General features: G+C 75.0%; 7 protein-coding genes. 5 read left to right on the plus strand and 2 right to left on the minus strand.

What is annotated here, in order from left to right; genetic code table 11:
- Nucleotides 1–104: 104 nt before the first annotated feature.
- A complete protein-coding gene (locus ABD308_RS10560; protein ID WP_344331434.1) occupies nt 105–2,201 on the plus strand; it encodes an MMPL family transporter in 2,097 nt (698 codons plus the stop codon).
- A 72-nt stretch (nt 2,202–2,273) separates the two neighbouring features.
- Nucleotides 2,274–3,257 carry a sphingomyelin phosphodiesterase gene (gene sph / locus ABD308_RS10565; protein WP_344331441.1) on the plus strand — a complete coding sequence of 328 codons (984 nt, stop codon included), beginning with the start codon at nt 2,274–2,276 and terminating at the stop codon, nt 3,255–3,257.
- 16 nt (nt 3,258–3,273) lie between these two features.
- On the opposite strand, the gene ABD308_RS10570 is transcribed toward sph, so the two are convergent.
- Together ABD308_RS10570 and ABD308_RS10575 are read right to left on the minus strand one after the other, a co-directional pair.
- Nucleotides 3,274–3,474, minus strand: a complete 201-nt coding sequence (locus ABD308_RS10570; RefSeq protein WP_344331444.1) for a hypothetical protein — start codon at nt 3,472–3,474, stop codon at nt 3,274–3,276.
- Between the two features lie 3 nt (nt 3,475–3,477).
- Nucleotides 3,478–6,570 carry an SNF2-related protein gene (locus tag ABD308_RS10575; RefSeq protein ID WP_344331446.1) on the minus strand — a complete coding sequence of 1,031 codons (3,093 nt, stop codon included), beginning with the start codon at nt 6,568–6,570 and terminating at the stop codon, nt 3,478–3,480.
- 148 nt (nt 6,571–6,718) lie between these two features.
- Between ABD308_RS10575 and ABD308_RS10580 the strand changes: the two genes are divergently transcribed.
- From ABD308_RS10580 to ABD308_RS10590, 3 genes are all read left to right on the plus strand, one after another.
- Nucleotides 6,719–7,111: a nuclear transport factor 2 family protein gene (locus tag ABD308_RS10580; RefSeq protein WP_344331451.1), complete on the plus strand. Its 393-nt coding sequence runs from the start codon at nt 6,719–6,721 to the stop codon at nt 7,109–7,111.
- Nucleotides 7,112–7,201: 90 nt separating this feature from the next.
- Nucleotides 7,202–7,390: a YegP family protein gene (locus ABD308_RS10585; protein WP_344331456.1), complete on the plus strand. Its 189-nt coding sequence runs from the start codon at nt 7,202–7,204 to the stop codon at nt 7,388–7,390.
- Nucleotides 7,391–7,562: 172 nt separating this feature from the next.
- Nucleotides 7,563–7,823 (plus strand): glycosyltransferase (locus ABD308_RS10590; RefSeq protein ID WP_344331459.1); only part of this gene is annotated, 261 nt, incomplete at its 3' end.

Genomic DNA, 7,823 nt, shown 5'->3' on the forward strand with positions numbered 1-7,823 from the left:
CGCCCGCCCCGCCCGGGCCGCGTCCGGCTCCCCCGGGCTGCCGGGGCGCGGCCCCGGTGGCAGGCTGGAACGAGTCACGCGCCCCGAGGACGGGGGTTCCCCCGATGAGCCCGACCCGGAGACTGGCCGAGCTGCCGTGCGGACGCCGCGGCAAATGGGTGGTGCTGGCCCTGTGGCTGGTGCTGCTGGTGGTGGCGGGTCCGCTGGCCGGCAAGCTCGCCGACGCCGAGGACAACCAGGCCTCCAGCTGGCTGCCGAGCAACGCCGAGTCGACCCAGGTGCTGAACGAGCAACGGGCGTTCCAGCCGGTGGACACCGCCCAAGCGGTGGTGGTCTACGTCCGGGACGGCGGGATCACCCCCGCCGACCGGGTCGAGGCCGCCCGGGACGCCGAGGCCTTCTCCTCCGCCCCGCACGTGCTGGGCCGGATCACCGGACCGGTGGAGTCGGCGGACGGCCAGGCGCTGCAGACCATCGTGCCGATCGACATCGGCACCGGCGGCTGGCAGGACCTGCGCCCGGCCGTGGAGGGTCTGCGCGCCACCGCCGCCGAGAACAGCCTCGGCATGACCACCCATGTCACCGGCCCGGCCGGTATCGGCGCCGACCAGGCCGAGGCCTTCGCCGGGATCGACTCCACCCTGCTCGCGGCCACCGTCAGCGTGGTGATCGTCCTGCTGCTGCTCACCTACCGCAGCCCGGTGCTGTGGGCGCTGCCGCTGTTCTCGGCGGCCGGGGCGCTGGTGGTCGCGCAGGCGGTGATCTACCTGCTGGCCGACCACGCGGGGCTGACCGTCAACGCACAGAGCGCCGGCATCCTGATCGTGCTGGTGCTCGGCGCGGGCACGGACTACGCGCTGCTGCTCACCGCCCGCTACCGGGAGGAGTTGCGCCGCCACGAGGACCGCCACGAGGCGATGGCCTTCGCCCTGCACCGGGCCGGGCCCGCGATCCTGGCCTCCTCCGCGACCGTGGTCGTCTCGATGCTCTGCCTGCTGGTCGCCGAGATGAACTCGACCAGCGGGCTCGGCCCGGTCTGCGCGATCGGCGTGCTGGTGGCGCTGGCCGCGATGCTGACCCTGCTGCCGGCGCTGCTGGTGATCGCCGGACGCTGGGTGTTCTGGCCGGTGCGCCCGGCGTTCGGGACGCCGGAGCCGACCAGGACCGGCCGCTGGGCGCGCATCGGGGCGTGGATCGGGCGGCGTCCGCGCAAGGTCTGGATCGGCACCACGCTGGCGCTGGCGGCCTGCTGCGTCGGGCTGGTCTCGCTGAACGCGACCGGACTCAGCACGGCCGGCACCTTCACCGGCAAGCCGGACTCGGTGGTCGGGCAGGAGGCGCTGGCCGCGCACTTCCCGGCGGGCACCGGAGCGCCGCTGACGGTCGTCTCCGACGCCGGCGGGGCCGGGGCGGTGCGCGCGGTGACGCGGGAGACCCCCGGGGTGGCGGGCACCACCGAACCGGTCGTCCACGAGGGCCGGGCGATGTTCCAGGCGACGCTCACCGATCCGCCGGACAGCCAGGCGGCCGAGAACACCGTGGACCGGCTGCGGGGCGCCGTGCACGCCGTACCGGACGCCGACGCCAAGGTGGGCGGCTCGACGGCGGTGATCCTGGACGCGGGCCGGGCCGCGACCTCCGACAACCGGACGATCATCCCGCTGGTGCTGGGCGTGGTCCTGGTGATCCTGGCGCTGCTGCTGCGCGCGGTCACGGCGCCGCTGGTGCTGATCGCCACCGTCGTCCTGTCCTACGCGGCGGCGCTCGGCATCAGCGCGTTCTTCTTCGAACACGTCTTCCACTTCGAGGGCCAGGACAACGCCTTCCCGCTGTTCGTCTTCGTCTTCCTGGTGGCCCTCGGCATCGACTACAACATCTTCCTGATGACCCGGGTCCGCGAGGAGGCCGCCCAGCACGGCACCCGCCCGGGGGCCGTCGCCGGACTGGCCGCCACCGGTGGCGTGATCACCTCGGCCGGCCTCATCCTCGCCAGCACCTTCGCGGTGCTCGGCACCCTGCCGATCGTCGGCCTCGCCGAGATCGGCTTCGCGGTGGCGCTCGGCGTGCTGCTGGACACCTTCGTGGTGCGCTCCGTCCTGGTGACGGCGGTGACCATGGACCTGGACCACCACATGTGGTGGCCGAGCGGGTTGTCCAGACAATTTCCTCCGCCCAAGGAGGAGTTGGCCAGACAGCTTTAAGTTACCGATGCGTTCACACCGCCCTCGTCCACTGTCTGGACGACCGTGGCCCGGCGTCGCTTCACTGCGGGCATGCCAACTCCCTCCGCGCGCCTCGCCGTCGTCTGCACGGCCGCCGCCGCCCTGCTCGCCCCGCTCGCCACCGCGCCGGGCGCGTCCGCCGCCCCGGCCGGGAGCACCGCCGTCCCCGCGCTCAAGGTGCTGACGTACAACGTCTTCCTGATGAGCCGGAACCTCTACCCCAACTGGGGCCAGGACCACCGGGCCAAGGCCATCCCCGCCACCGAGGTCTTCCAGGGCCAGGACGTCGTGGTGCTCCAGGAGGCCTTCGACAACGCCGCCTCCGACGCGCTGATCGCCCAGGCCTCGGCCGCGTACCCGTACCACACGCCGGTGGTGGGCCGCTCGACCAGCGGATGGGACGCCACCTCCGGCGCCTACAGCTCCGCCACCCCCGAGGACGGCGGCGTCACCCTGCTCAGCAAGTGGCCGATCCTGCGCAAGGAGCAGTACGTCTTCAAGGACGCGTGCGGCTCCGACTGGTGGTCGAACAAGGGCTTCGTCTACGCCGTGCTGAACGTCAACGGCCTGCGCACGCACGTGATCGGCACGCACCTGCAGTCCACCGACTCCGGCTGCTCCGCCGGGCAGCCGGCGGCGGTCCGGGCCGCCCAGCTCAAGGCGATGAAGGCGTTCGTGGACGCCAGGAACATCCCCGCCGCCGAGCCGGTCCTGCTCGCCGGGGACCTCAACATCGACGCGCACGGCGGCGAGTACCCCGCGCTGCTGGCCAACGCGGGAGTCGCGCCGGCCACCTCCCGCGGCGGCTGGGCGAACTCCTTCGACACCGCCGACAACTCGATCGCCGCCTACCGCTACCCGGGCGAGCCCAAGGAGGACCTCGACTACGTCCTCTACCGGGCCGACCACGCGCGCCCGGAGAACTACGCCAACACGGTGACGCGCTTCCACAGCGCGCCCTGGACGGTCAGCAGTTGGGGTACCGACTACACCTACAACGACCTGTCCGACCACTACCCGGTGACGGCGGGCTGAGCCGGCGCCCCTGGGGTCAGCCGGCGCCGGTGAACCGCCGGTAGGCGGCGGCGAGCGCGGCCTCCAGCGGGCGGCCGTGCAGGGTGACGCCGGACGGTCCCAACCCGTCGAGGGCGGTGGGTGCCTCACCCTCGCCCTCGACGGGGCCGGGCACCTCCGCCCGCCAGAAGGCGTCGAGCCGCTCGGCGAGCGGGTGTTCCTCGAAGGAGGCGGCCACGGGTCACTCCCCGATCGCGTCGGTGGACAGGGTCAGCAGTTCGCGCAGCCGGTCGGCGGGCAGCTCGGACAGCCACTGCTCGTCGTCGCCGACCGCGGCCTCGGCCAAGGTGCGCTTGGCGGCCAGGAGTTCGCCGATCCGCTCCTCGACCGTTCCCGCGCAGACCAGTCGGCGGACCTGCACCGCCCGGCGCTGGCCGATCCGGTGCGCGCGGTCGGTGGCCTGGTCCTCCACCGCCGGGTTCCACCAGCGGTCCAGGTGCACCACCTGGTTGGCGGCGGTCAGGTTGAGCCCGGTGCCGCCCGCCTTCAGCGACAGCAGGAACACCCTCGGCCCGTCCGGCGACTGGAACCGCGCCACCATCTCCTCCCGCCGCCCGCGTGCCACCCCGCCGTGCAGATAGAGCACCTCCTCGCCCAACCTCCGTCGCAGGTAAGGCCGGAGCATGGTGCCGAACTCCGCGTACTGGGTGAAGACCAGCACCCGGTCCCCCTCGGCCAGCGCCTCCGTCAGCAGCTCGACCAGCCGCTCCACCTTGCCCGAGCGGCCCGCCACCGCCGTGCCGTCGTGCAGGAGCTGGGCCGGGTGGTTGCAGACCTGCTTGAGCCGGCCGATCGCCGCCAGCACCGCACCCTTGCGCTCGACGCCGCGCAGCCCGCCGAGGCGTTCCAGCAGGTCGGCCACCACCGCCCGGTAGAGCCCGGCCTGCTCCGCCGTCAGGGCACAGGAAACGGTGAACTCCTGCTTCGCGGGAAGGTCCTGGACGATGTGCGGGTCACTCTTGCGGCGGCGCAGCAGGAACGGGCCGGTCACCCGGCGCAGCCGGGCCGCCGCGTCCACGCTGCCGGTCTGCTCGACCGGGATCGCGAACCGCTCCCGGAACGCCTCCGGGCTGCCGAACAGCCCGGGATTGGCGAAGTCCAGGACGGCGTGCAGATCGGCCAGCCGGTTCTCCACCGGCGTGCCGGTGAGCGCGATCCGAGGCCCCGAGCGCAGGGAGCGCAGCGCGCGGGACTGCCGGGCCGAGCGGTTCTTGACGTGCTGGGCCTCGTCGGCGACGATCCGCCGCCAGTGGACCCGGCGCAGTTCGGCCGCGTCCCGCTGGACCAGGCCGTAGGTGGTGATGACCAGGTCGGCGGCCTCGTCGGGCGCGGTGCGGTCGGGGCCGTGGTGGACGTGCACCCGCAGGCCGGGCGCGAACCGGGCGGCCTCGCGCTGCCAGGTGCCGACCATCGACATCGGGCAGACCAGCAGCACCGGCCCGCGCGCGCCGCGCCCCTGCTCCAGGGCGAGCAGGGCGAGGGTCTGCACGGTCTTGCCGAGTCCCATGTCGTCGGCCAGGACGGCGCCGAGACCCAGCCGTCCGAGGGCGTCCAGCCAGGCCAGCCCCCGTCGCTGGTAGGGGCGGAGGGTGCCGGTGAAGCCGTCGGGAAGGTGCGGGACGCGGTCGGCGGGGCCGGGCCGGCCGGCCAGCAGGTCGCCGATCGGGCCGGTGGCGTGCACGGCGGTGACCGGCAGTCCGTCCACCACGGCGCCGTCCTCGACGGCCAGCCGCAGCAGTTCGACCGGCTCCATGGTGCCGGTGCCGTGCTCGGACAGGAACCTCACGGCGGCGGCGAGCTGGGCCTGGTCGACCTCGACCCAGCGGCCACGCAGCCGGACCAGCCCCTGCTGGGCGGCGGCGAGGTCGGCGAGCTCCCGCTCGGTGAGGGTGTCCTCGCCGAGGGCGAGGCGCCACTCGAAGGCCAGCACGGCGTCCCGGTCGACCTGCGCGGTGCGGGCCACCGCGGACGGGTCGCCGGGCGGGGTGCCCGCCGTCAGGACCAGGCCGAGCCGGGGGCGGCGCTGCCACCAGGCGGGCAGCAGGACACCGAAGCCGGCGCGGGCCAGGGCGGGCGCGCCCTCGCGCAGGAAGCGCAGGGCGCCCGCCCGGTCCAGCCGGGCCTCGGTGGGGAAGCCACCGGCGAGCCGGGCGCGCAGTCCCGGGTCCACCCGCAGGGCGCGGGCCAGTTCGGCCTGGTAGGCCTCGGCCGGGTCGCCGGCCGTGGCGGGGACGGCGCGGACCAGCGCCTGGTGGGCCGGATCGGCGGCGGCGCCCGGCCGCAGGGCGGCGGCGGGGACCACCAGGGAGGGGCGGGCGGCGGGGCGGACCAGCAGGTCGAGCCGCCAGACGTCGGCGCGCACCCCGCCGTCGCGGTCGTCCGGGTCGGGGCCGAGCGGTTCGGTGAGGCGGAAGTCCAGGCGCAGCGGGGCATCGGCCGGGCGGGCGGTCAGCCAGGCGGCCAGCCGGTCCGGCAGCCCGGCGGGCGGGGCCTGCGCGAGCCGGCCGTCGGGGCCGTACAGGGCGGCGAGCACCGGGTCGGCGGGCGGGTCGAGGTCGGCGAGGGCGACCCTGGCCTCCTGGTCGACGAGGGCGTCGAGCAGGCCGGCGACCAGGTCGGCGGCGGCCGGTCCGCCGCCGGGTCCGGCGGGGTGCTCCGCGCGGCAGACCGGCGGGCAGCCGGCGACCAGCGCGGCCTCCTCGCGGCGGGCCGGGGCGTCCGGGGCGGGCCGCCAGCGGGCGTACCACCGCTCCCCCTCCTCGACCAGCGCCGGCAGCAGCCGACCGCGCCCGACCAGCCGCCAGGCGAAGTCGTGCACGGCGGCCAGCCAGCGCACCGAGGCGCCGTAGGCCAGCTCGGCCGGGGTGCCGTCGGGCAGTTGGACGGTGGCACCGGGCCAGTGCGGGTCGTGCAGGGCGCCGAGCAGCTGGGCGGCCTGCGAGCGGTCGAAGAGCAGCGCGGGCACCCGCCACGGGCTCAGCGCCACGCCGCGCGACCCGGCGCCCACCGGAAGGTCCGGGGACGCCACGGGCCGGCCGCCGAGGGTCGGCAGCAACAGCCCGGTCCACCGCTCGGCGGCCTGCTCGGCCAGCCAGCCCAGGCCCGGCCCGACCGTCCCCAGCAGCCGCGCCACCTCGCCGGCCGGGCAGGCGAACGGGTGCGCCGTCCCGCCCCGCCCACCACGCGCGGGCCCGTCCCCCCGGTACGCCGCCGCGTCCTCCGCCCAGACGGCGAGCCGGCCGTCGGCCCGCCAGAGCGCGTGCAGGGCGTACATCGGTGGGCGGCACCTCTCGGGGAGACGGCGGAAGCGGGGACAGAACGGGTTTCCCACCCTAGTCCGCGGCACCGACAACGCCGTCGGCTGGCGTCGGGCCGGGTAGGAGACCAGTGGGGCTTCGGACGGACGACGGAAGGAGCGGGCCATGCTCATCGAGCGGCTCCGCCGAGCGATCGACGACCACGACCTGGACGGCTTCGCCGCCTGCTTCGCCCCCGGGTACGACAGCCGGCAGCCCGCCCACCCGGCCCGCGCGTTCACCGGCCGCGACCAGGTCCGGAGGAACTGGGGCCGGCTCTTCGCGAACGTCCCCGACCTGCGGGCCGAACTGTCGGCCCACGCCCGCGCGGACGGCGTGGAGTGGGCCGAGTGGCACTGGCACGGCACCCACCGGGACGGCACCGCGTTCGACATGCGGGGGACGACGCTGTTCGGCGTCCGGGACGGGCTGATCCACTGGGGCCGGCTGTACATGGAGGAGACCGAACGGGACGGCGCCGACATCGACCGGACCGTGCGACGGCTGGCCGGCGAATGACTCGGATGGAGGGGCCCGGCGGGCGGGGCGCCGCGATTGCTCCTACGTTGCGGTGCGAGGGGGCTTCCTGAACGAGAGGTGTCAACTGCCATGGCGGGAAAGTTCGAGCTGTACACCGATGAGACCGGCATGCACCGGTTCCGGCTCAAGGCGAGCAACGGATCGATCGTGGTGACCGGCGACCCGGAGGAGAGTCGGGACGACTGCCTCAAGAGCATCGAGTCGATCCGCAAGCTCGCGCCCTACGCGGAGCTGAAGGAGGCGGGCGCGCCGGCCTGAGGGCTTCGGTAGCACCGGGAACGCCCGGGAACGTCCGGGAACGTCCGCTCGGGAACCAGGAACGGGCGGAACGGGCGGGAGGCGGGTCGGCGGGACAATTCGCCGACCCGCGTTCGTTTGTACGACAGATCCCTTTGGCCGCGTGCACGCCGGACCCGGAAAAAACACAGGCATGCGTGTCGTCATCGTCACCGAGTCCTTTCCCCCCGAGGTCAACGGCGTCGCCCACAGCGTGCTGCGGACCGCCGAGCACCTGCTCCGCCGGGGGCACCAGCCGCTCGTCGTCACCCCGGCGCCCGCGCGCGGCGCGCAGAGTCCCTCGCACACCTTCGGCACCGGCGGCGTCCCGGACGGACTGCCGGTGGTGCACGTCCCCTCCGTCCCGCTGCCCGGCTACCCGCAGGTCCGGATCGCGCTGCCCAGCCGGCGGCTG

Source organism: Kitasatospora putterlickiae, from assembly GCF_039527695.1.
GTDB lineage: Bacteria > Actinomycetota > Actinomycetes > Streptomycetales > Streptomycetaceae > Kitasatospora > Kitasatospora putterlickiae.

Bases quoted from the DNA above. Each gene is read 5' to 3' on its own strand.
- ABD308_RS10580 (WP_344331451.1), top strand. From the start codon at position 6,719: ATGCTCATCGAGCGGCTCCGCCGAGCGATCGACGACCACGACCTGGAC.
- ABD308_RS10560 (WP_344331434.1), top strand. From the start codon at position 105: ATGAGCCCGACCCGGAGACTGGCCGAGCTGCCGTGCGGACGCCGCGGC.
- ABD308_RS10585 (WP_344331456.1), top strand. From the start codon at position 7,202: ATGGCGGGAAAGTTCGAGCTGTACACCGATGAGACCGGCATGCACCGG.
- ABD308_RS10575 (WP_344331446.1), bottom strand. From the start codon at position 6,570: ATGTACGCCCTGCACGCGCTCTGGCGGGCCGACGGCCGGCTCGCCGTC.
- sph (WP_344331441.1), top strand. From the start codon at position 2,274: ATGCCAACTCCCTCCGCGCGCCTCGCCGTCGTCTGCACGGCCGCCGCC.